The sequence below is a fragment of the Bacteroides mediterraneensis genome (assembly GCF_025993685.1).
Classification (GTDB): Bacteria; Bacteroidota; Bacteroidia; order Bacteroidales; family Bacteroidaceae; genus Phocaeicola; species Phocaeicola mediterraneensis_A.
Genome location: NZ_DAJPEN010000001.1, coordinates 1,339,164 through 1,363,144, shown reverse-complemented (window position 1 = coordinate 1,363,144; position 23,981 = coordinate 1,339,164). Strand labels below are relative to the sequence as shown.

The window sequence follows — 23,981 nt, the reverse complement described above, 5'->3', positions numbered from 1 at the left end:
TGCCCCGAAAACACTATCTTTGTCCACACATTAACCCCTATAAGAAACTAATGGCATGAAAAAATTACAGAAACTGACTTACTGCATGGGGCTGGCGGCCCTGGCTGCTCCTCATGCACAAGCTGCCACTCCCGCTTCCGAGAAACCCAACATTATCTTTATTCTTTGCGACGACATGGGCTACGGCGATTTAGGCTGCTACGGACAACCTTTCATCCAGACTCCCTGCATCGACCAGATGGCCCGCGAAGGCATGCGCTTCACCCAGGCCTACGCCGGAAGTCCCGTGAGTGCTCCGTCGCGCGCCAGCCTGATGACCGGCCAGCACAGCGGACACGGCCACGTGAGAGGCAACAAGGAATACTGGAGCGGCGAGGTGTGGTACGGACAGAACAAGGAATATGCCGTGACGGGACAGGAGCCCTACGACCCGCAGCACATCATCCTGCCGGAAATCATGAAGAAGAACGGTTATACCACCGGCATGTTCGGCAAATGGGCGGGCGGCTACGAAGGCTCTACCTCCACTCCCGACAAACGCGGCGTGGACGAATACTTCGGCTACATGTGCCAGTTTCAGGCTCACCTCTACTACCCGAACTTCCTGAACAGTTACAGCCGGGCCGCAGGCGACACTGCCGTGACCCGCATCATCCTGGAAGACAACATCCGCTATCCGATGAGTGGCGATGACTACTTCAAGCGTACGCAGTACTCGGCCGACATCATCCACCGCAAGGCCTTGGAATGGCTCGACAAGCAGGACGCTTCCCAGCCTTTCTACGGTTTCTTCACCTATACCCTTCCGCACGCCGAACTGGCCCAGCCCAACGACTCCCTCCTGAAGAAATACAAGCAGAAATTCTTTGAAGACAAGACCTGGGGCGGACAGGCCGGTTCCCGCTACAATGCCAGCGACCATACTCACGCCCAGTTTGCCGGCATGATCAACCGACTGGATACCTACGTGGGCGAAATCCTGGCCAAGCTGAAGGAAAAAGGTCTCGACGAGAATACGATTGTGATTTTCAGCAGTGACAACGGTCCTCACGAAGAAGGCGGGGCCGACCCGACATTCTTCGGACGCGACGGCAAGCTGCGCGGCCTGAAGCGCCAGTGCTACGAAGGCGGCATCCGCATCCCGTTCATCGTCCGCTGGCCGGGCAAGGTGAAAGCCGGCACAGTGAACGACCATCAGCTGGCCTTCTACGACATTATGCCGACGTTCTGCGAGCTGCTGGGCGACAAGCGTTTCCCGAAGAAATACCTGAACAAGAAACTGGAAGGCGACTGCTTCGACGGCATCTCCTTCGCCCCCACCCTGCTGGGTAATGACGCCACCCAGAAGTCGCACGACTTCCTCTACTGGGAGTTCCACGAAACCGACCAGATTGGTCTCCGCATGGGCGACTGGAAGATGGTGGTCAAGAAGGGCGTGCCTCATCTCTATAACCTGGCCGACGACATCCACGAAGACCACGACGTGGCTGCCCAGCATCCGGAACTCGTAGACCAGATGAAGCAGGTCATCCTGCGCGAACACCGTCCGAACGACCTGTTCCCCGTGACCTTGCCGAAATAAGACTATTTTGAAAAAGAAGAGCCTCCCCGAAACCACGTAAGGCTCACTTTCCCGACCCTAAAAAAACGCCTTGACGTTCCGACTCAAACGCACTTGCGTTTCAATCCAAACGCCAAAGAGTTTCAGACAAAACGCACTTACGTTTCAACCCGAACGCAAGTGCGTTTTTTTCATCTCCTTTCCGACGGATTCTCCCCGCATATCCGCAAAAAAATCCTCTTGTCTTTAGCCGTCTTCACGAGATACAAGACTAAAACAAGAGGATTAAAAAAGATAACGTAATCACATCAGGGCTGTTCCTCTTCCACGAGGCCACAGCCCTTGATTTCTTTCCGAGGGAGCATCTCACTCCAGCTTGTGAATCACCAGTCCCGAACGCAGTTTCGGTTCGAACCAGGTGGTTTTCGGCGGCATGATGTTGCCCGTATCGGCAATGTCCATCAGCTGCTTCATGGATACAGGATAAAGAGCCAGCGCCATCTTCATTTCGCCGCTGTCCACCCGTTTCTTCAGTTCACCCAGTCCGCGGATACCGCCCACGAAATCGATGCGCTTGTCCGAACGCAAGTCCTTGATGCCGAGAATCTCGTCCAGAATCAGGTTCGAGGAAATCGTCACGTCGAGCACCCCAATCGGGTCGTGGTCGTCGTACGTGCCCGGTTTGGCCGTCAGGCTGTACCATTTGCCATCCAGATACAGCGAGAAATTGTGCAGGGCCGCCGGCTTGTAGATGTCCGTTCCCTTTTCCTCCACCACGAAGTTCTTCTTCAGCGCCTCCAGGAACTCCTGCGGCGTCAGTCCGTTCAAGTCCTTCACCACCCGGTTGTAGTCGATGATGGTGAGCTGCTCGGCCGGGAAACACACCGCCATGAAGTAGTTGTATTCCTCATCGCCCCGGTGATTCGGATTCTGGGCCGCCTTTTCAGCCCCCACCAGTGCCGCCGCCGCACTCCGATGATGTCCGTCGGCAATGTAGAGCGAAGGCATCTCCTTGAACGCCTCCGTGATTGTGGCGATGTCCTTGTCGTCGTCAATCACCCAGAACTGATGGCCAAAGCCGTCGTCGGGTGCCACGAAATCATACACCGGCTTCTGTGCCGTATATTTCGCCACCACCGCATCGAGCACCTTGCTTTCCGGGTAAGCGAAGAACACCGGTTCGATGTTCGCATTGTTCACCCGCACATGCTTCATGCGGTCCTCTTCCTTGTCGCGTCGCGTCAGCTCATGCTTCTTGATTACTCCGTTCATGTAGTCGGGCACGTAAGCCCCCACCACCAGGCCATACTGCGTCTTGCCGTTCATGGTCTGGGCATAAATATAATAACACGGTTTGTCGTCCTGCACCAGCCAGCCCTTTTCCTGGAACATCCGGAAGTTCTCCACCGCCTTGTCGTACACCCGCGGGTCGTGCTCGTCGGTACCTTCCGGGAAGTCAATCTCCGGCTTGATGATGTGATACAATGATTTCTCGTTGCCTTTCGCTTCGGCGCGCGCTTCTGCCGAGTTCAACACGTCGTAAGGACGGGAAGCCACCTGCTCCACCAGCTCCTTCGGCGGACGAATCCCTTTAAATGGTTTAACTGTTGCCATAATGCTTGAAATTTCGTTTGAAAAACAATACTAACGTCCGAAACGCATAAAGGAAACATACCAGTGCCATGCCGCACAGGAATCCTTCCCAGAAATCATCCAGAAACGACCTGCACAAAGAGTTCACCAGCAGCAAGGAACTGCCCATTCCCAACGGAATCAGCAAATGCCGTTCGTCACTCGTCAGTTTCATTTATGCGTAAAACAGAAGTTATTTTTTATTTACACGGAATTTCTCACAACCATCCTTCAGGAAGCCCACAATCTGACGGGCCGCTGCGATGCCGGCATTGATGTTTGCCTCTGCCGTCTGTGCACCCATCTTCTTCGGCGTAGAGAAATAACGTCCCGGGAATTTGGCTGCAAATTCTTCATTGGCCACCGGCATGATGTCCGTCACATACTTCAGGTCCGGACGGTCTTCCATCAGCTTGATCAGTTCCGCCTCGTTGATGACCTCCTTGCGGGCCGTATTCACCAGCAGCCCGTTTTTCGGCATCCGGTTCACCAGCGCATAATTAATCGAGTTCTTGGTTTCGGCAGTGGCCGGAATGTGCAGAGACACCACGTTGCAAGTGGCATACAGTTCTTCGGCTGAATCCACCGGTTTCACGCCGTCGGCCTCCATCGCTTCCTTCGGGCAGTAGGCATCATACGCATAGATGTCCATGCCGAATCCCTTGGCGATACGCGCCACATTGCGTCCCACGTTGCCATACGCATGAATACCCAGCTTCTTGCCCTTCAGCTCCGTGCCCGACTTGCCGTCGTAGAAGTTACGCACCGCCATCACCATCATGCCGAAAGCCAGTTCGGCCACCGCATTCGAGTTCTGACCCGGCGTATTCATCACGCAAACCCCGTGCGCCGTAGCCGCCTCCAGGTCCACATTGTCGTATCCCGCGCCGGCACGCACCACGATTTTCAGTTCCTTCGCCGCATCCAGCACCTCCTTGTCGATGATGTCACTGCGGATAATCACCGCATTCGCATCCTTCACCGCATCGAGCAACTGCTGTTTGTCGGTATATTTCTCCAGCAAAGCCAGTTCATAGCCTGCACCTTCTATCTCTTTCCGGATACCGTCTACTGCCACTTTGGCAAACGGTTTCTCTGTCGCAACCAATACTTTCATAATATTCGATTTTAAAGAAAACAAGGACGTGTTTTTGTATCTCCCACGCCCTTATTCTCAGATATAACAACAATTAATGCATTTTCTCAAATTCCTGCATGCAGTCGATGAGCGCCTGCACACTTTCTACCGGCATGGCATTGTAGCAAGAAGCACGGAAACCACCTACCGAACGGTGACCCTTGATGCCCACCATACCTTTTTCGGTAGCGAACTTCAGGAAGTCGGCCTCCAGTTCCTTGTATTCATCCGCCATGACGAAGCAGATGTTCATGTACGAGCGGTCTTCCTTCACCGTCACCGTACCCCGGAACAGCTTATTGCGGTCGATTTCCGCATACAGCATGTCGGCACGCTGTTTGGCACGGCGCTGCATTTCTTCCACACCGCCCTGTTCCTTCAGCCAGCGCAATGTCTGAAGAGCCGCATAAATAGGCACTACCGGCGGCGTGTTGAACATAGAACCTTTGTCCACATGCGTCTGATAGTTCAGCATGGTCGGGATATGACGGGACACCTTGCCCAGTGCCTCGTTCTTCACGATGACGAAAGTCACACCCGCAGGCGCCAGGTTCTTCTGCGCACCTCCGTAGATACAGATATACTTGGACACATCCACCGGACGGGAGAAGATATCCGACGACATATCAGCCACCATCGGCACGTTCACATCCAAGTCGGCATGCAGTTCCGTACCATAGATTGTATTGTTCGTCGTGATATGGAAATAATCCGCATCGGCCGGCACTTCGTAATTCTTCGGGATATACGTGTAGCCATCCTTTTCGGAAGAAGCCACCTCAATCGTCTCGCCGAAAGCTTTGGCTTCCTTCATGGCCTTCTTGGCCCATGTACCCGTGTTCAGGTAAGCCGCTTTCTTTTCCAGGAAATTATAGGGAACCATACAGAACTCCAAGCTTGCACCTCCACCCAGGAACAATACCGAGTATCCTTCCGGAATATGCAGCAGTTCCTTGAACAGCGCAACCGCTTCGTCCACCACCGGCTGGAAGTCTTTCGCGCGGTGACTGATTTCCATCAACGAAAGTCCTGAACCATTAAAATCAAGAATAGCCTGAGCTGTCTTTTCTATCACTTCGCGAGGCAAAATAGACGGTCCCGCATTAAAATTATGTTTCTTCATTGGAAGTTTGTTTTGGTTAAACAATCATTTTAGCTAACACTTGCGAATTTAGTGATTATTTTTAGACTTCCAAAAGAATTCGTGATAATTTTACACGCTTATCGGATTTTAACTTTCAAATTATGCAAGTAAAGGTTATTTTGATAACATATTGACACGAGAATGGAAAGCCATGGCAGGGAGGACACTCGCGCGACATAGCAAAATGCGAAGCAGCCCTCACCGCCGGAGGGCTGATGTGACACAAAGTTATTATTTTGCCAGTTCTATCAAAGTTTTTACCCCCTTAATCTTTTCATTTTGTATGAGTTTTAACGTTTGCTTGGCCTTTTTCCGTGAAATAGCCGCAAACGCATAGTGATCTTTCACGTCTACACGGCCCACGTCCTCCCGGCCCAGTCCGCCTTTTTTGGAGAGGAAACCCACGATGTCAATCTTGTTGATCTTGTCCTTCTTCCCCTTTCCTATATATAAGGTGACAAATTCCGGCAAGGCAGGCTGCGGTGTCTTTTCCGGCAAGGCGAACTCTTCGAGCGGCTGCGGCACATAGTCGGGGATACGTTCTTCGGCATGCAGAATGAGGAAGGCATTTCCCTCCGCCTCCCAGCGCGCCGTACGTCCGTTGCGATGAATGAACCCGTCCTCGGCCACCGGCAAGTGATAATGCACCACGTGACGGATGTCCGGAATATCCAGTCCCCGGGCGGCCAGGTCGGTCGATACGAAGATATGGCAGCTCCCGTTGCGGAACTTATACAACGCTCGTTCGCGGTCGTCCTGCTCCATGCCGCCGTGGAACGTCTCGCAATACACCTTCATGGAGTGCAGGTACTTCCCTACCCGGTCCACACTCTCCCGGTGGTTGCAGAACACCAGCGTCGATTCGTTGCCCAGCGTACACAGCAGCTTGTAGAGCGTCTCCAGCTTGTCCTTCTCCGGCGAGGTGACCCTATAGAGCCTCAACCGCTGCGATACCGTCTCCTCCGGATTCAGGAAATCCAGCTTCTGCGTGCGGTTCATCCCCGTGAAGCGCGGAATCTCCTCCGCATCGGTGGCTGACAACAGGAAGCGGCGGCGCAACGACGGCAGCTTGCCGATGACCTCGGCCATCTCGTCCTGGAAGCCGAACTCCAGGCACTTGTCAAACTCGTCGATGACCAGCGTACGCACCGTGCCGGCCTCGAAATTCTCCTTGTTCAGGTGGTCGTTCATACGTCCCGGCGTACCGATAATCACGGCCGGCGAGATGCCCTTCATGGTGCGGTGTTCCTCCATGGCCGGGCGACCGCCGTAGCAGCTCATCACTGGGAAGCCGGTTCCCATGGCCTTGAACACCTGCTCAATCTGCAGGGCCAGTTCGCGCGAAGGCACCAGCACCACGGCCTGCACGCCTTCCACTCCCTGCTTCAGCGAGCTCACCAGCGGCAACAGGTAAGCCAGCGTCTTTCCGGAGCCGGTGGGCGAAAGCAGAATCAGGTCGCTGCCGTCTTTCCAGGCATCGATGGCGGCCTCCTGCATGGTGTTCAACTGGTCAATCTTCAGGTTGGATAGTATTGTTTGTATGTCCATAATTCTTGGGGTTTTGTGGGTTAGTTAGCAAAGATACGGAAATTTGTATTATACCGACATTTATACCGTCATTTAAACCGACATTTAAACCGTCACTCCTATTGTTATTATCTCATCCACCTTCTCCAAGGGATTCTAAAGAAACGTGAACACCAATTTATGACCGGCCGCAGACAATCCCAGTTCCGACTTTGTACGTCCGCCACATGGCTCGCTACGAAAATTGGATACATCCTTCTGAAAACGCTGACGTTTGAATTTTAGTTTCATTCTGATTTTCCTTTCTTTTTCAAATTGTCCAACATCTTGATTGAATCAAGATAATTCTGTTCTACGTCACTGATTGTACGCTGTTTGTATTTACGATATTCATTCGTAGCATGTTCCATCGCTTCTGCATGTGAAACTAATCATGTCCAGATTATAAAATGGCATCTCTCTTTCTACCTGTCTGGAACCTTCGATGCGAACCTGTCGGAAATTCCGACAGGTTGAATTTTCGTCGAGCTCCTGCTCTTCGTAGATATGTTTAATATGTTCCACTACATTGGTCCTCGATGTCTGATATAGTTCAGCAATCTGTTGCTGTGCAAGCCACAAGGTTTCATCTTCCATCCTGACATTTATTTTAGTTTACTCATCACTGGATGTATAAATAATGATTTTATTTTCTTCCATACGCATTTCTTTAGATACCCTGCTTATTGACATCAGATGTCTATCATCACTTATGAAGAATCAGTTGTCAAAAGCAAGAATATAAAATTAAAATCTCATCCACCTTCTCCAAGGAATTCTAGAGAAACGTGAACGCCAATTTACGACCGGCTGCGGACAGTCCCAGTTCCGGCTTTGCACGTCTGCCACATGACTTGCCACGACGACCGGATCCTCTCCGTTGCGCACGGCTTCACGAAGCACACGGGCCACTTCCCTCTTGTCTGTATATTCCGCATCGCCAAATCCTTTTACGGTTTCCAATATCTTCATTATATTGCAGGCATAACCTACAAACGTGCCAAACTCCGGATAGGTGATGTCTTTCAGCGTACAATCCCCGTCAAACAAGACGATGTTGTAGATGGGTAGTCGGGCAATCTGCTCCGACTGCTCTTTCAAGGCTCTAATATGCCCAGCATTCTGCATGATAGGATTATAGAATCGGTATTTCTCCTGACCGTAATTTAGAATCTGCGTCCAATAGCGTTGTCGGGCATTTCCAAACAGCCAGCCACTGTAGTCTTTCACTTCTATCACCACCAATCCCTGTGGAGTAGCCACCACAAGGTCTATCTGGGAATATCCCCCACCCTTTTTCTTCACATACAAGTCATGAAAGATGGCTTTGGGATGCACCCCTTTCTTTAACATCTTGACGATGAGTTTCTGCTCTGATCTTGTCCCTCTTGTGGGAGAAGAAACGGAACAAAGCAGCTTCCTGTCTCTTCGGTGATTGAGATAGGAAACGATGGCAACGACTATAATTAATAAAAGTAGTAGATATTCCATAAACAGCTTATTTTTAAAGGTCTTCTATTATTCATCGATTTGTATTTTTCTTTACTAATCATTTCTTTAAAGGCAAGACCAATCCTTTTATGCCATCTTCTATCACATTGTGCTGACTACAACATATAGGTTCAACAAAATAATAGCGACAGTAACTAGTAGATTCATAGTGACAGTCGCTATTACTATATATACAAGTTCAATTCCTGTAGGTCGTCGAATGCTTACAAAGCAAATTCTTCTTTCATAAAAAAACGGTGTTAACAAAGTTAATATTTTATTTTACTCTTTGCTGACACAGTTTAATTTACATCCTCATTACAAATGAACGACTACAAAATAAAATTTATAATTTACATTAAACTATCTATAGCTGCTAATTTTACTTTTTTCGATATTGATTGAAAAAATACGATTTACATTCAATAGTGTTTTTATCTGAAAGAAGTTAACATCTTGTGCTACCATAGCTGGACCAAGAATAATAGACTTTAATTGAAATGGAAATGAATTAGCACCATTTCCAAACAAATCTTTCTCTACATAAGGAGTCATAACATTATTATCATTATTTATATACCAGCCGGTAGGTTTATCGCTCTCTAAATAATAACGATATTCATCCTCATCTACGTAATCTTTATGTTTAATAGAATGCTGATTACTGAGCATTTTATTAAAACAGAAATTTATATTTTTCTCTTTAAGAGCTGTCATAAGTTGATTAATTTTTAAAATCAGTTCATCGTCCTCTGCCACATATTTAATTTTTCTCAAAGGATTATCTTGTTGAGAATTAGGTGAGAAAACCAGACAAACCCCTCTTGCATTATCACCATATAATCTCCACATATTCAAATCATCCTTCTTACCGGAGAAAGAAGTAATAAATTTTCTATTTGCCAATAGATATTCATCCCCTTCTTCCTCTATTGACTCCCTAAAATTTTTAATAATATCTGTCATGAAATTCACCTCTGTTTTATCATTCATCCCTACAATAGAATTGATTCTCATCTTACCTGATGTAAGAGTAGCCAACAGAGTTTGAAAAGAGGTATATTTTACCACTTCTTTATCTGTTTCATCATTAGCAAAGAAAGAATCAGCTATTTTTGTCTCTATATTTTGCCTCAAAAAATAACAATCTTTACTCCAATCATAACATACATCGTCAGACAAAATATTTATATCAAAAATTGCATTTATGTTATCTACAATTATTTGCTGTACTTCTTCTTTTTTATTTTGGGTACAAAAAAGAATAGATAACAGATTCTCTATTAAAACATCTTTACAAGATGTATTCAATCTTTTGTTATATAAATCAATTTTACAATCATGGTTTACAATTATTTCCCAAATAGGCATATCATATTGAGTTGGAACAATAGATATAATTGTTCCACCGAAAAAAGCTTCAAAAGAAATATATAACCTATTGTTAAGATATAAATCCGTAATCATAACACCTTTATATCTAATGGCGGTGTCATACTCAATATCATAATCCTTCAAATCTTTAAGAAAGTCTATTGTGCAATCAAGTATATTATTATAAGCTGCTAACTGAGACTCTACCTTTCTTTTAGTCCACTTTGCACGAGATGATTCCAAACATATATCCAAAAGGCGTATTTCATCGATATTTTCAATAACATTTCGAGCTAAATAGCATGAAATTCGCTTTTCAAGTTCCACATTTGATATTAACTGATCATCATCTAACTTTCGATGTATAATACTTGATGAAATACCTGTACACTCTGTCAACTCCTCAGTTAGTTCCGAAAAGCCACTTTCTATTAAAACTCTTGCACTTACAGGTAACCCCGTCCTCTGCAATAGAGCACTTAACTCAAATATTTTGTCATACTCTGGCAACACAAATCTTTCTTCAATAACTTGCTTATAATCTTCGGAAGCTCTATACAAAAACAAATTATCAATCATAATTATTTTTTATGCTATTATTTACCAGATTTTTATTTTTTAATGGACCATACATTTACAACATCATTTTCTGAATGATCATTTGTGTATTGGCATAGAAAGGAACATCAGTCTTGCCTAAAATAGTAGTCGGCAACGTAGAAAATTCTGCCAGATTGTCCATAGGCACAAGCACCGTCTTTGCTCCGTTTTCCGACAAGATGGAAACCTTGTCACTGAAATTGATAGCACGTTCTATAGCTCCACCAATAGATATATTACCAATAATACCTAAAGCAGGCTTCAGGTTCTTGCTGAATACAGATGAAATGATAGCAGCAAAAACAGCTCCACCAATTCCGCTTTGTACAGTAGAACCTAATAAAGCTGTTACCTGAACCGTCACATCCATGTTGGCAAACGAACGTTGTTGAGAAAGCAACATCTTCTCATTCGCTCTCATATAGTTATACGTATTCTTAATATCCTCTTTGACGGCTGTTGAATTCGTTCCGCTAATATTAAGCTTTCCATTGCCTGCCATTGTGATTACCTCTATCTTTACCAAAGCAACCTTATCCCCATCCGAAGTAGCAGAATAACAGGTGCCAGGAGGCAATGGAGAATCACCAATCAGCCCATTTCCTCTTTCTTCCGGCACAGGAACAAAAGTTTCTTCCTGAGTTTCTTTATCAATGTAAGAGAAATTAGTATCCCAGAACTCCATTCCGCCAATACGTTTCAACTGCTCTTTTACCCTTCTACGCATTTCAATTGCCCACTCCAAGTAAACACGTACATCTTCCTTGGTGTATTTTCCATCCGGATGCAGCAACTTGATAAGTCCTGAAACAGTCTTACGAACCGGTTTCGTATCGCGCTGACGCATTTGTGAGCCTAGCGTAAAATACTCATCTATGGCATTCGTATAATTGTCCTTTCTTAAAGCATGAAGCATTTCACTGAAGAAATCCGTACTAAAACCAAAATGATTAGTAAAATTGGCTGGTGCAAATTTCATAATTTCCCATCCCGGCAAGAAGAAACCTATACGATCAAGGAATGCCGTATCATTTGATATTTTATCGGAGAAAGGACTAAATAAATGACTTGTCTGCAATACAGTTTCCACAGGCTGATTAATATTACCATTCAGAATAATAGAAGCATTAGCTGATTTTTCTCCTGATTTTCCGGCTCTTGAAAACGAACCGGATTCCATATAATCCTTCATCAACGGTACCACTTCTCGGTCTTTAAACAACTCATCAGTCGATTCATCAAAACATACAGCATCCCATTTACCCATTGCTCCAATTTGACCATTGGAGTTATTCACAAAAAGAGAGGCAGCGGTACCTTGTCCACCAGATACCAACATGGAATATGGCGACAATTCCTTGAACACGTATGATTTACCAGAACTTCTAGGACCGAGTTCTGCCATGTTAAAGTTAGCTTCTACCAAGGGAATAAAACGTGAAAGAAGAAGCATCTTCATACGTTGTGTCATTCCTTCTGATTCCGGTTCATAACCAGCACTACGCAATAATACGTTCAACCACTCTTCATTGGTAAAATTCTTTCTGCTGTTTATTATTCTGGACATGTCAAAGTTCGATAACTGGATAGGACGAACTTTTGATACTACAAACGGATACAATTTACTACCAATAGCCAGCGTAGAATCATACGTTATATCTACGATAGCCCATATTCCACCCATCATCATCTTTTCATGTTCCGTCACAATCCTGTCATCGATATTGGCATCACGAATATTCAGGTTTGAAAGTTCTGCCCAATATTTATCCTTAGAAGCATCCAGACGGACAGAAATCTTATCTATCACCTTGTAAGATCCCTCTTCCCTTATTTTGGCTTGTATCAGGTTTGCCTCATCCGGATTGACATAATGCTTACGGAGCACGTTTTTCACATTCTCAATTCCTTCCGTTATTTTCTGTGCATCATCCGTACTGCATGAATTAGCGAGCAGGTACTCCAGTACAAAAACCGGTACATTCGCCCCACCTTTTACCGAGCGAACCACATCTTTTCTAACTACATATCCCTGAAATAAATCCAGTAACTTTTTATCTAATTCCAACATAATGCCATCTTTTAAAATAAGTCATCCAAATCTCGTGATACAGATTTTCTCACATCGCAGAAATCCACTTGCTGTTGTGTCTGAATATCTACAACCACTACCTTCACATTTTCCGTTGCAGCCAATGCAAATTCCGCTTCTTGCATAGATGAAGGGGTCATTCTATAAACCGAAGACGTACTCATCAAAGTTCCATTTCCATAAATCTGAATCACCACCTTTCTTTCTGCCTTAAACAACGTATTCTCTACACTTTCGGCCTTCAGCTTTACCGTGAAATAAGTTCCCGTTACATTCTGTAAAGCAGATTTGTTTACAATAGCTACTCCTAAAGACTCCTGATTATCATTTGCAAACTCATAAGCCGGAACAATACATTCCTGAGGAGTAAATCCACCATGCGCGTAACCGTATGCACCTTTTGAAACAAACGGTTTGTCTGATTTTGTATAATACTGGTATTGACTATCCTTATACTTCTGATTCCGTACAATTATATTTTCATTGTCCAAGGTATCATTTGCCAAACAAAATCTTTCCTCTGATTTAATTATATCCCCAGCTGGAACCGGAATCTTGTCTGCCTCGTCCAGAATTCCAGTTATCACAAATCCATGATCAGCCGTAAGATAGACCTTACTATATCCCATACTGAAGAGCTCATTGATTTTTTCTGAAACAAACACCTCGTATGCATTTATATCTTTCAATCCGGCCAGTTGTTTCTTTTCGCCCACCTGATCTATATCCCCGAACATCAATACCAACTTATTTGACGTAACTCCGCTGTTGAGCTTTTCCAGTTGAAGAATCTCTACATCAGGGATCACAGCCTTCAGGTTACTATACCTCGTTTGGGCTATGTCTTCCACTTCCGCACAACCAAAAAGCGAACTCATGCCATTTTCCGTTACCGATGGTAGTTCTGCAAAAGCCATATTCCTCATGCCTTTTACTTTTAGCTTATCTGCTATGGATTCTGCTATTTCAAGCCTTAACCCATCACAAACTATAACCACCTTCCGGCCGTTTCCAGAAAGTTTATCTGCTATAAAATTTCTTTGAGTTGGTTTATATTCACCTATAAGCCCAAACCAGCGGTCAAGCAATTCTTTATTATATTGTTCATATCTGTACTGATAGGGACGCAATAGTTTTTCTTCCTGAAGCCATGCCACATACAGATGTCTTATGGCAGAATCCAAAGGAGCAAAATGCGATTGATAATAAGTTGCCAGTTGAGAAATGGTATTAATTTCATAAAGTTTCCCATTCTCAAAGTCAAGCAATACTTTTACATCCTTCAACCATCCAGCCTTATATGCTTCTGCTTTCTTACTCTTGGTCCGATTGTGAACATATTGCTGGAATCCGATAATATATTCATTATTTTCCAATGCAGCACTAAGTTGCTTGAAATACAGTCTGTCCAGCTCTATCAGACAATGATCCGGATGGGTATCCAATACAGACACTCCTTGAGGAATCTTATATTTTTCAATATAATTCAACAGGGGTTCCCTCATTGAGTTACTGTCCACACACTTATAATAGATTTTCAAAAGTCTGTCTGATATGTTATTATGAATCAGTCCGTCAAATATCGTATCGGCTACCGACTGTGCCAGAACTTCCACTGGTTGCTTTGTCTGTGGCTTTGAGATAAGGCTATAAACTTCCGATTCAAAAATCGTCCAGACATCTCCATCCATATTCTTTTTAGTCTCTTTTGGGTGATGTAGCAAATCTATTATCAGTCCGTCTGTATCCAGCGGCTTAATTATTCCCTGACTAACCCCATGCCACCAGTTCAAGTCTTTTCCTTTGCTTAATTTGGCAGCCATCAGAAGTTCCTGCTTTCCTAGTTCTGTATTTTCCTTTATCCCCTCAAACAGATGCCTTCTGATATACGCCTCCATATCATCCAACACAACACAACCATAAGTCTCTGCATATTCCAATAAAAAACATAAGGAATCCGGCGTATTCTGCTTATAGAATACTACCTTCTTGCCAATACAGTCTTTTTCAGCCTTGTATCTCGCCTCGATCTCATCTATTTCCTTATCGCCGGTATTGATAACCACTACATCCGAAGGCAAATAATCCAACAAGAATCTACCTTCTCCTAAAGCATCTGTCACCACCACACGGTCGTGTACAGCCAATACTTTATCTATATCGTTTTGAAACCATCTATCAATCATGATTTTCTATGTTTAAAGCTTTATCTCTTTCACTTCTCTCTTTCAAAATCGATTTTATCTCTTTCTTTATTCTTAATTTCAAAAGAGAAAACACATCTAATAATCAACATATTACGACTCACCTCTTTTATTTCTCTCTTTCAAAATCAATTTTATCTCTTTCTTTATTTCTAATTCTGAAAGAGAAAATATTATTTCTTAAGCCTATATTTTGTCCATCTGTTTTTACCGGTTGTCTCCAAAATACCGTCTTTTATCATATTATCTAATTGTTTCCACAATTTCTGATAACTAATCTCATCTCCAATTCTTTGCTGAATATCCCTTAAAGAAGCACATTCATAGATTTTTAAATCTTCGATGATTAATTCCCGTATTCTATAAGGTTCTATTCTTTTCAAGGATGTCTGTCCTTTATAACCACTTTCTTTCAGTATACGAGAACAAACCCGATATTCCTTTCCCTTCTTTCTACCCGAAGTTTCTACGATACTCTCATCCACCAACTTATCAAGCCACGGAGAAAGCTCATTCCGATTCTTCAGGTTCAGCAATTTAATCAGATCTGCCGCTGAAATGCTTTCATGCTGGGCTATCAGTCCTAAACAGATAATTTGCTTCTGACGGAGTTCTGTTACCTGCATAGCATAGCGAATCACCTTAATGGCTTCCTGACTAATAATGCGTCTTCCTACTATGGCCTTCACATAATCATCTCCTTCCTCCACTTTCGGAATCTGTTTTCCATTAGAAAGCAGCACTTCATACATCTTATCATAGCCGGAACCTTCACGCTCCATCATTTGCAGGGCATAGCAAAGATTGGCAAAATGCTCATTTCTCTTTACCGTTTTATGAAGGATATTCTGCGGAGTAACTCCCAATGGCAATGCTCCGGGATTGACCACTTCGATTCTGTCCGGGTAAATATTGATAAAAATATCTCCTCTCACCGTATAAGGACGATGTACCAACGCATTGCAGGTCAACTCTCTGACTACCGCTTCGTCATACGCAGGAATTTCCTTTCGGAACAATCCGTCGCTGATCTCATTGCTTTCCCTCCAAACAGGCACATTGTTCCATATCGCTTCAATGATTTCCTGAGGATTCTTGGTAAAGTCATCAATCAGGTATTTCCAGACCTTATCCCCATACTGGTCAAACTGAATACACTGCACCACAGGCGCATTCATCAGTCTGCCTCGTTGCGATTGAGTTCCGATAAAAAGCACTCCCAGGTTGGTCATTTTGTCCGACTCTTCCACTGTCAGGAAATAATAATCCAGCAGTTCCTTATCCTCTTTCTGTTTTACGAAATCTGACACACGGTTTGAATTCCGCAAATTTTGAAGCAGCATTTTTAATTTCTCCTTGTCAGCATCTTTCCAGTTCCATTTGCTTTCCTCATCCTCCCAACGATAATACCCTTTTTCTGCTGAAAGGCGGGTTATGTCATCCCCCGTAAGCGGAACACTATTGTCGCTTACTCGTATGAAATATTTACCGGATGTAGTAGACGCCGAAGAAGTACCACGGGCTATATGCAAACGGATATACTGCCCGCCGTTATCATGCGTCCGGATTTCAGCATGGGCAGATACATTCAGCGTCTTACCACTGATTTTGTTCTCCAAATTAATGGCTATATCTTCTGAGACCTTCTGGTCTGCCGGTGGTGCATCCGCATCATCTTCTATGCCATAGTCTATCACACCTCCCTGAGCATTACTGAAAGCCACACAGTCTTTCGCCACTTCGTTCCAGTCTGCACTCTTTCCCGTAATCTCACGAAGAGACTTTTTATCGTATAGTGAATTCTCCTTCATACTTTTTCTTTTTAGTTATCCTATCACCAGTCCGCATTCAGATATTTTTTGAGTTGTCCGGCATTCAGCACCTCATAGCTCAACAAGCCTGCTTTCTGCAACGGAGCAATGTTCTTGCCCACACCGTCATCCAATTTAGGATCATAACCGCTTGCCAACAGTTCATCTATCTTTTCCGCAAACACTTTCAGTTCTTTCAGCTGCTCTTTCAGTTCTGCTGCTTCAAGCTGACCATTGGCAGTGCTAACATCTATACCCGAAAGACGGTCGTTCAAGGCTGTTTCCCTATTGGCTATATAGACACTCTTGATGCGGAACACGGTATCACGACTCCATTTATAGATACTGATATACAGTTCTATGGCATGGTGCGGACCACTTGTCAAATGCCAGATAAACGGAGTCTTTGGCAGATACATAAAGAGATTCAGATGATCACTCAGCTGTTTGAAGAACTTATCCTGCAAATATTTGTCCAATGGTGTTCCAAGCAACTGAATAATCTGTGAGATCTGTGCCGAATTATATCCGCGCTCCACCAATTCCTGCTCAATACGACCAGCCAACTGTTCTTCACCCATACGCTCCGTCAAAGGGATTACCCCATCATCATCTTTCGCCAAGACACTACGGATTACATCGGTTATCAGTTCAAAAGCCAATACCTGCGTACGTTGCGGCGGCAATATACCGGCATTTTTAAACTGATACCATACTTCTATCGGATTCCTCTTATGCTTGATGCAGAATTCTTCCCATCCGTTGTTATTCTGATAGAGTGATTCAAAATCATCGATATGCGGTTGATCTTCATTAATCTCCAAAGATTCGATATGCTCCCACACTTCTAGAGAAACAGGAAATTCTGTATTGGTTGACAACCATTCTTTATAGGCTTCTTTGGCTTGTGAGGAAACGCTGTAATCACCAACTGGAAGACCTTCTTTATCAAAAACCATTTGACAGTCATGAGTTGAAAGTTCATAAACATCAAATATTCTACTATTTATTATTGATTCATTTAATAAGCTGAGTGATAAATATCCATTACTCATCACATAGAATAAAAACAATTCAATATCAATATTATGAGTATATTTAATTGGGGAATATTTAAACTCTTTATCTATAATAGAATATGAATCAATATGCTTTTTTATAGATACATTTTGCAGTGATAGAGCAGATACTAATTCTTCTATTCTTTTTGAGGGAATGACAAATGGTACTCTTTGTAAATCTCCGACCTGCGTGTTAACTGTTGGGTTCAAGCACTCTGCAATATAAAAACAAATCTTTGAATTTAAGAATGCTAATAGATAATATTGATTGGAATATACATCTGTAGGGAAAATACATGAGCCACCAACATCAAACAAACAATCTTTCGGAAATATTCTAAATGAAGTCCCCTTAGATCCACTTCCTGAGTATGTTATTCCTGATTTGAAATAATAATATTTATTCCTTAAAACACCATTTTTACTAATATAATCTACTATTTCTGGTTCCCAATTTAAGTATAGCCATAAATTTCCTGACCACTTAGAAAATGGGCCGCCTTTAGAGTAAGGATAATATAACTGACTAGAACCTTTTATTTCCCACCAATAACGAAGAAATCTATTATTATTAGAAGTTTGAATACCAACTCTAACATCAACAACATCATCTAAGATTAGTCCCGAAAAGAAACTTCTAAATTCATCCGAAATCCAATAAATAAAAGGATAAGACTTTATCTCTTTTAGTTTTGATTGAGGTAATTGATAGACACGGTCATTCTGTCTTCCATTACAGAAATCAGTATATGCTTGGCTTAACACATCCTTCTTAAACTTTTCTTGTAGATTTGTAGTGATATTAAAATACACACCAGCATCCTCATTGGACAAGGATTTATCCAATGTATAGAAAGTTGCATCCAACAATATACCAGGACCAAAAAGATTCACTCGATCTAAACCATAATCTACCATCACGTTGATATGTGTTTGTCCTATCAAATATTTTCTTACATCTTCAAAAGTCTTAATAAACATAAAAGTATGAGGATGAATCATTCCCACTTTACCATCATCCCCTGCCAGTTCACAGCATCTTTTGATAAAACAAGCATAAAGATTGGAGTTAAACTTCAAAGGCTTAGAATAATTTGCCCCCACAAACTCTTTCAATTTTACCCCAAAGTCCGCACTATCCGTATAAGGGGGATTGGCTACAGCCACATCAAATTTCATACTTAGAATATCCAAAAATGTAATGGCATCGTTCGCCTTTGCCAATGAATATTCATTGCTGCCTTCACCCGTCCACTGATGAACCTGATTGCGCAAAGTTGTAATTAGCTGATGCTTGAAATCAAACATATTCGCCTTCCATTGATTAGCAAACATATCAGAAGAGTCTACCGGCAGCAGGGCATCCAACTGTTCTTCCACACGAATCAGAGAGCCAAACTTATAAGCAGCACGTAAATCTTCCCAAATAGAACGGATTGTCTTTTGTTGTGCTTCATTCCAGTCTGAACCCCACATAAAAGCAGCCTCTACCTTGTCATATTCCGGAAGCTCAAAATGCGTACTTACTACATGCGTATAGGCAGGCATAGCTCCTCTGCGTCCTTTCAGTTGCATAGCCTTGATAAACAAAGCTATTTGGGTAAGCTGTACGGCTCGTTCATCCAAATCTACACCATAAAGGTTGTTTTCCACAATCAGTTTCGGTATATCCCTGCGTGAATAATCGGCATCATACTGGTCAATCTGATTCAGATACAAATCATAAAATAGTGAAAACGCATAAATCAAAAAGTTTCCGCTACCGCAAGCTGGATCTATCAGCTTGATTTCTTCTAGTTTCTTTGGATGACGCATTTGTGAAGTGGGCGCATTGGCAATCAAGTATTTCACCTTACCATTTTCATCGTAAATAAAATTACTGTCCGGATACATTTCCAAATACATCTTACCCAACGTATTGTCTACCAAAAACTTGACAACCCACTGAGGAGTATAAACTTGGCTCTGTAAAGAAACCTTGTCATATTCAGTATCGGCACCAGATTCTTTAAAGGCAAATTTCTCTACCGTATTAAAATTCTCATACATCCAACCCAATATATCGTCGCCTTTCCAAATAGCAGCACCGCAATCCGCATCTTGTTCGATCTCATTAAAAGCCGTAATAATTTCAAACAATTCATCAGCTGTAGGCAGCATGGCGTATGCATAATCCGGACTATACAAAGGAATCTTATAACTATCAGAAAGTTCCTGAAATTTATCTTGCAGAAAATGCTTCAAGCCCATACGTTCCGCATTTCGTTCTTCCGTATGTTCTTCCAGCCATTGTTTATGCGCATACGAAAGGTTTCCATGCTCCACACGACAACGGATTACTTCCGGGAAAAGTTCCCTGTCTTCCATCACCTTCAGAGCTGCCAAACGATTGAAAAGCGTGAAGGTACATTCATTGATGGTCTCCTTTCTCGCTTTCGCATAGTCATTACCTAACGCCTGCTTATGCGTTTCAATAATGGATTCCAACTTGTTTCTCTTCTCTCTGCTACTGGTTGAAGCTTTTTCCGGAAGCTCTTTTTCTTCCGCTGCTTCCAGCCCCAAGCGGGAGAAACGGTTATCAATGGCCTGCTGTATCAGGCTACGTATATGGAGTACATGATCGATTAGTTTCATATCTATTCTTTATTACTATCTTTCATTCTTAATTATCAAAATTCAAAATATCATCCTCACCAAACATGTTCAACATTGCCAACTGTTGTTTTAACCAAGACCTATATTCAGCCACTGAAACAATACCTCTCGGCAACTTTGCCTTCATATTGCGATGTATTGGTTGAGGTTTCGGCATTGGCTTATCTTCAGAAGTTGGGCCATTGGGTTGCTTGGGAATATCAGGCTTTTTCGGAGTAGGATCTTGAGTCACAATCTCTGTATCCCACAAACTTACTTCCTGACTAACAATACCCAGATTCGTAATCTTATACTCAATATCGCGCAACAACATGCCAGTATTACTACATTTCACACTCCACTTATCCAAACTTATTTTAACCGTTGCATATTGCTTCCACGATTTTTCCAAGTCTTCTATTTTACGATAGAGTCTGACATTCCAATCTTTAGGATATTGGTCTATTTGCTGCTTCAGTTCCTCTGTTTTTGTGAATAATGCTATAACTTCTCCACTCAATAATTCAGCCTTATGCTTCATTACTTCGTAATAAATATCCTTAATGTCCTGAGTCAGTTTTTTCATTAATGGAGCATTGGCCACCAAATCCTTTTCACGCGCTTCTTCAAATTGTTCTTTTTTGCCACGAATCAAGTTCATGTCATTCCCTGTCTTGTCAAATTCTTCCGCCACATTTTGAATGAAAGCACGTTCCTCCTCAATAGCTTTAAATTCATTATCTATGAACTTTAGATCCTTTTGTACCTGCTCTACCGCATTGATATAATCATCTGCTTCCTGAAGGAATGTCCGTGCAGTAGCTATATAACTTACATCTGTTACAGCAGCTGTATATTGGAGAAATACATTACGTGCTTGAACAGAGCGCTTAAACAACTGCTCCATTTCATCATCCCCCATAATTCTGTCCTTCACCTTATCCATCATTCGTTTGGAAAGTGTACGGATGCAGTCCACCAACTCAAAATCATTTAAATTATAAGATGGAGCATTATCTCCGGTAATCTTCTTATACTGACAATCCTCTTTCAGAATCTCCACAATCTCCTGTCGCTCATTATAAGACAAAGATTTCATAACTGCCTTGAACGATGCTTTTGCAAAATTGCGGGTATTATCAAAAATCTTAGCAGCAAGTGCATCCGACACAGAATGATAATCTTCACCATTGTACTTCGCAATTAATTTATTGCCACGGAACAAGGCAGCAACCGAGGTAATGATCGTGCCAAACTTATAACCGGTAGGAGGTGCAGAAAGATCCTCTTCCAGTTTATCTCCCGTACAGTACGACTTACATTTCTCTAGAATCTCTGTAGATACACTTAAATTCTCGCCGATAAACTTTCCAGCAGAATCAAAGAAACGGAATTCCTCCGAACCGCCAAACATGGTGGCCAGCTGTGTACTGTTCGCTGTAAGCACTTTCACCGCCAACGAATCGGATAAGGACACATTCAATCTTTTATAGAAAATATTTCCAAACATCTTGCGCTGGAGAGATTCTATTTCTTTCTGGTAATTGGCATCAGTCAACTGATAGGTATTAAACAGATAGACTACAGTTCCTTCCGTATAAGATTTATTGATCAACTCTGTAAGGAATCTCATTTTTTCTTCTTTGGTTGAAACAATATTGTTTACCACCTTCTTCTCTTCTGCCGTATGATAAGTCTTCGTTTCAATATAATCTATCTTCAACAATTCCTGCGCACGATTAAAAATCTCTGTTCCATAAACTGAGGAAGGAATTATGCTCATTATACCTTTCTGGCTCTGTGTATCCTGCTTTACAGAAGCCACAAGCTGTGCATGGTCTTCATGAAAGACATCAAAGAAACTGACCTTCATATATTTTTCACCAGCATTGGCGAAGTTTTCTCCAAGGGAACTTTCTACACAAAAAGGTACAGCTTGTCCATCTGAAGTAAGTGTCTGCGAAATCTTGATAATTTTCTGCTGTTTCAATATTTTGGTTACTTCGGCACGTACGCGATAGGCTTCCGCAGAAAATGAATTCATATCATCTATAATCTGCTGTTCTATCTGACTCGTAATACGATACTGGTTATCAGATGCAATCAACACATTTCGCTCAACTAATATTTCCAGTGCTTTCTTTACCTCCGCAAGTACATTATAATAGTCTTCCGGTCTGCGAACATACGATTTGGTAATATTTTCTATTGTGGTATACGCATTGGCTTTTTCTAAGAAATGAATAGTCTGCAACAAAGCCCGACCTTCTACATACTTCATTCCAATCTTGTTAATGTAATCATCGGCCTGCTCATAACGCATACGCAACGCTTCCGGAATATTCTCTTCTGCCTGTCGGCACAGCTGGGTAGCATTGACATGTGTAAATACATCCGCTTCTGTCATGGCTTCTTTTTTTAATACATCAAATACAGAAACCAACATACCACGGGTACCAATCTGAGAAGTTACGGTATCTCTTGATCCGAAAAGAAAATATTGCAATAACTTGAACTGATGTTCATAGAACGGATAATAATCTGCGTAAGTGTGTTCATCTTTGGTGACATTCAAGGAAACACCTGCAATATGGGTTATATCCTGAATCATACCGTTGTTCTTATGATAATAAGCTTCCAACTGTTCTTTTCCAGAATCAGTCTTAGCCAACAACCGCTTACGAATAATTGTATCAATTTCTTCTGCAGCTATAGGAATACGGGTCTTAAATCTGGCTTCCACCTTATTAAGCTGATGAATATTCAGCCCAGATGCGTTCAACACATCATTAAAGGCCTGTTGTGCAATACCCACTGTCCATATCCTGTTACCAAGAGAAGACAAGGCTTCTGAAAGTCCTTCCAAATCCAATAAGTTTATTTTTTTCTGACTTAATGCCTCACTGACCTCATCAATAAAGAACACAATCTTCTTTTCCGGATAAAGCTCCAGATAAAGCATCAAATCATCCTTCAATTTGGTAGCATCGTAAGTTTTAATTTTTTCATCAATCAACTTACGGGTTTCCTCATATTCATCTTCTGCCATAAACGTAAGAATGGCTTTCTTTAGAGCTGAAACAGCTGACATTTTCTTCCTTATGTCATGCCAATCTTTACCTGCATTCTGTTCCTTTACTGTAGCTAAGAATTTGTCATATTTGTTTTCAAGCATCAGATTGAATTCCATCATACCAATCCAGTTACTCAGAAAACCTAATGACAACAAGAAATGGCTCATGGCCATGTACGAAAGCCCATAACTTGAATCCACTTTGGCACAGTCGAACAATGTAACCTGATAATCCGTCTTATCCAATGAGCGAATCTGATTTTCCAGGATTTCCTTATTCTTGAGTCCTATCAATTTAGGCATAAACCGGTCACGCATAGAAGTCCCCTTAATAACCGGATTAGCAATCAGGAAACCTATCATTTTCGCAAAATAAGATTTACCGGAACCATAAAAACCGCTAAGCCACACGCCAGATTCCTTCATATCAGAACAGAACACATCCAAAAAATCAGATAAATGTTTGGCAAGACTTTCTGTAAGGATAAAGCCATCCAGTTCCTCTTTTATATCTTCCTCATTTTGCGAATTCAAATCAATGACATTCTTTATGTCGTTCTCCAATTCTATGGAGAGTATATCTTTTATCTTACTCATAAG

General features: G+C 42.7%; 14 protein-coding genes and 1 pseudogene. 1 reads left to right on the top strand and 14 read right to left on the bottom strand.

Annotated features, from left to right (window positions below; genetic code table 11):
• The first annotated feature begins 85 nt into the window (after positions 1–85).
• Positions 86–1,582: an arylsulfatase gene (locus tag OIM59_RS05450; RefSeq protein WP_303898169.1), complete on the top strand. Its 1,497-nt coding sequence runs from the start codon at positions 86–88 to the stop codon at positions 1,580–1,582.
• Positions 1,583–1,927: 345 nt separating this feature from the next.
• On the opposite strand, the gene OIM59_RS05445 is transcribed toward OIM59_RS05450, so the two are convergent.
• From OIM59_RS05445 to brxC, 14 genes and pseudogenes are all read right to left on the bottom strand, one after another.
• Positions 1,928–3,175 (bottom strand): DUF1015 domain-containing protein, encoded by a 1,248-nt coding sequence (locus tag OIM59_RS05445; RefSeq protein WP_299169316.1) that lies wholly within the window; start codon positions 3,173–3,175, stop codon positions 1,928–1,930.
• Positions 3,162–3,368 (bottom strand): hypothetical protein, encoded by a 207-nt coding sequence (locus OIM59_RS05440; protein WP_303895562.1) that lies wholly within the window; start codon positions 3,366–3,368, stop codon positions 3,162–3,164. The genes OIM59_RS05445 and OIM59_RS05440 overlap by 14 nt, the downstream gene beginning before the upstream one ends.
• Positions 3,369–3,386: 18 nt before the next feature.
• Positions 3,387–4,310 (bottom strand): NAD(P)-dependent oxidoreductase, encoded by a 924-nt coding sequence (locus tag OIM59_RS05435; RefSeq protein WP_022352964.1) that lies wholly within the window; start codon positions 4,308–4,310, stop codon positions 3,387–3,389.
• A 73-nt stretch (positions 4,311–4,383) separates the two neighbouring features.
• Complete coding sequence (serC, locus tag OIM59_RS05430; RefSeq protein ID WP_148329947.1) at positions 4,384–5,454, bottom strand: 3-phosphoserine/phosphohydroxythreonine transaminase; 1,071 nt, start codon at positions 5,452–5,454, stop codon at positions 4,384–4,386.
• 252 nt (positions 5,455–5,706) lie between these two features.
• Positions 5,707–7,023 (bottom strand): DEAD/DEAH box helicase, encoded by a 1,317-nt coding sequence (locus OIM59_RS05425; protein ID WP_303895560.1) that lies wholly within the window; start codon positions 7,021–7,023, stop codon positions 5,707–5,709.
• Positions 7,024–7,158: 135 nt separating this feature from the next.
• A complete protein-coding gene (locus tag OIM59_RS05420; protein ID WP_303895559.1) occupies positions 7,159–7,293 on the bottom strand; it encodes a hypothetical protein in 135 nt (44 codons plus the stop codon).
• Positions 7,294–7,431: 138 nt separating this feature from the next.
• Positions 7,432–7,650, bottom strand: a pseudogene (locus tag OIM59_RS05415) (cell filamentation protein Fic); the annotation flags it as partial.
• Positions 7,651–7,788: 138 nt separating this feature from the next.
• Positions 7,789–8,532 carry a nuclease-related domain-containing protein gene (locus OIM59_RS05410; protein ID WP_303895558.1) on the bottom strand — a complete coding sequence of 248 codons (744 nt, stop codon included), beginning with the start codon at positions 8,530–8,532 and terminating at the stop codon, positions 7,789–7,791.
• Positions 8,533–8,895: 363 nt separating this feature from the next.
• Positions 8,896–10,485, bottom strand: a complete 1,590-nt coding sequence (locus tag OIM59_RS05405; RefSeq protein ID WP_303895556.1) for a DUF2971 domain-containing protein — start codon at positions 10,483–10,485, stop codon at positions 8,896–8,898.
• Positions 10,486–10,540: 55 nt separating this feature from the next.
• The gene (brxL, locus tag OIM59_RS05400) at positions 10,541–12,577 is read right to left on the bottom strand and encodes a protease Lon-related BREX system protein BrxL (protein ID WP_303895555.1); all 2,037 of its coding nucleotides are present in this window, start codon (positions 12,575–12,577) and stop codon (positions 10,541–10,543) included.
• Positions 12,578–12,588: 11 nt separating this feature from the next.
• Positions 12,589–14,784, bottom strand: coding sequence for a PglZ domain-containing protein (locus tag OIM59_RS05395; protein ID WP_303895553.1), 2,196 nt, complete (start codon positions 14,782–14,784; stop codon positions 12,589–12,591).
• 191 nt (positions 14,785–14,975) lie between these two features.
• Positions 14,976–16,613, bottom strand: coding sequence for an ATP-binding protein (locus OIM59_RS05390; RefSeq protein ID WP_303895551.1), 1,638 nt, complete (start codon positions 16,611–16,613; stop codon positions 14,976–14,978).
• 23 nt (positions 16,614–16,636) lie between these two features.
• The gene (pglX, locus tag OIM59_RS05385; RefSeq protein ID WP_303895549.1) at positions 16,637–20,308 is read right to left on the bottom strand and encodes a BREX-1 system adenine-specific DNA-methyltransferase PglX; all 3,672 of its coding nucleotides are present in this window, start codon (positions 20,306–20,308) and stop codon (positions 16,637–16,639) included.
• A gap of 28 nt (positions 20,309–20,336) precedes the next feature.
• Positions 20,337–23,978: a BREX system P-loop protein BrxC gene (brxC, locus tag OIM59_RS05380; RefSeq protein ID WP_303895547.1), complete on the bottom strand. Its 3,642-nt coding sequence runs from the start codon at positions 23,976–23,978 to the stop codon at positions 20,337–20,339.
• Positions 23,979–23,981: the final 3 nt, after the last annotated feature.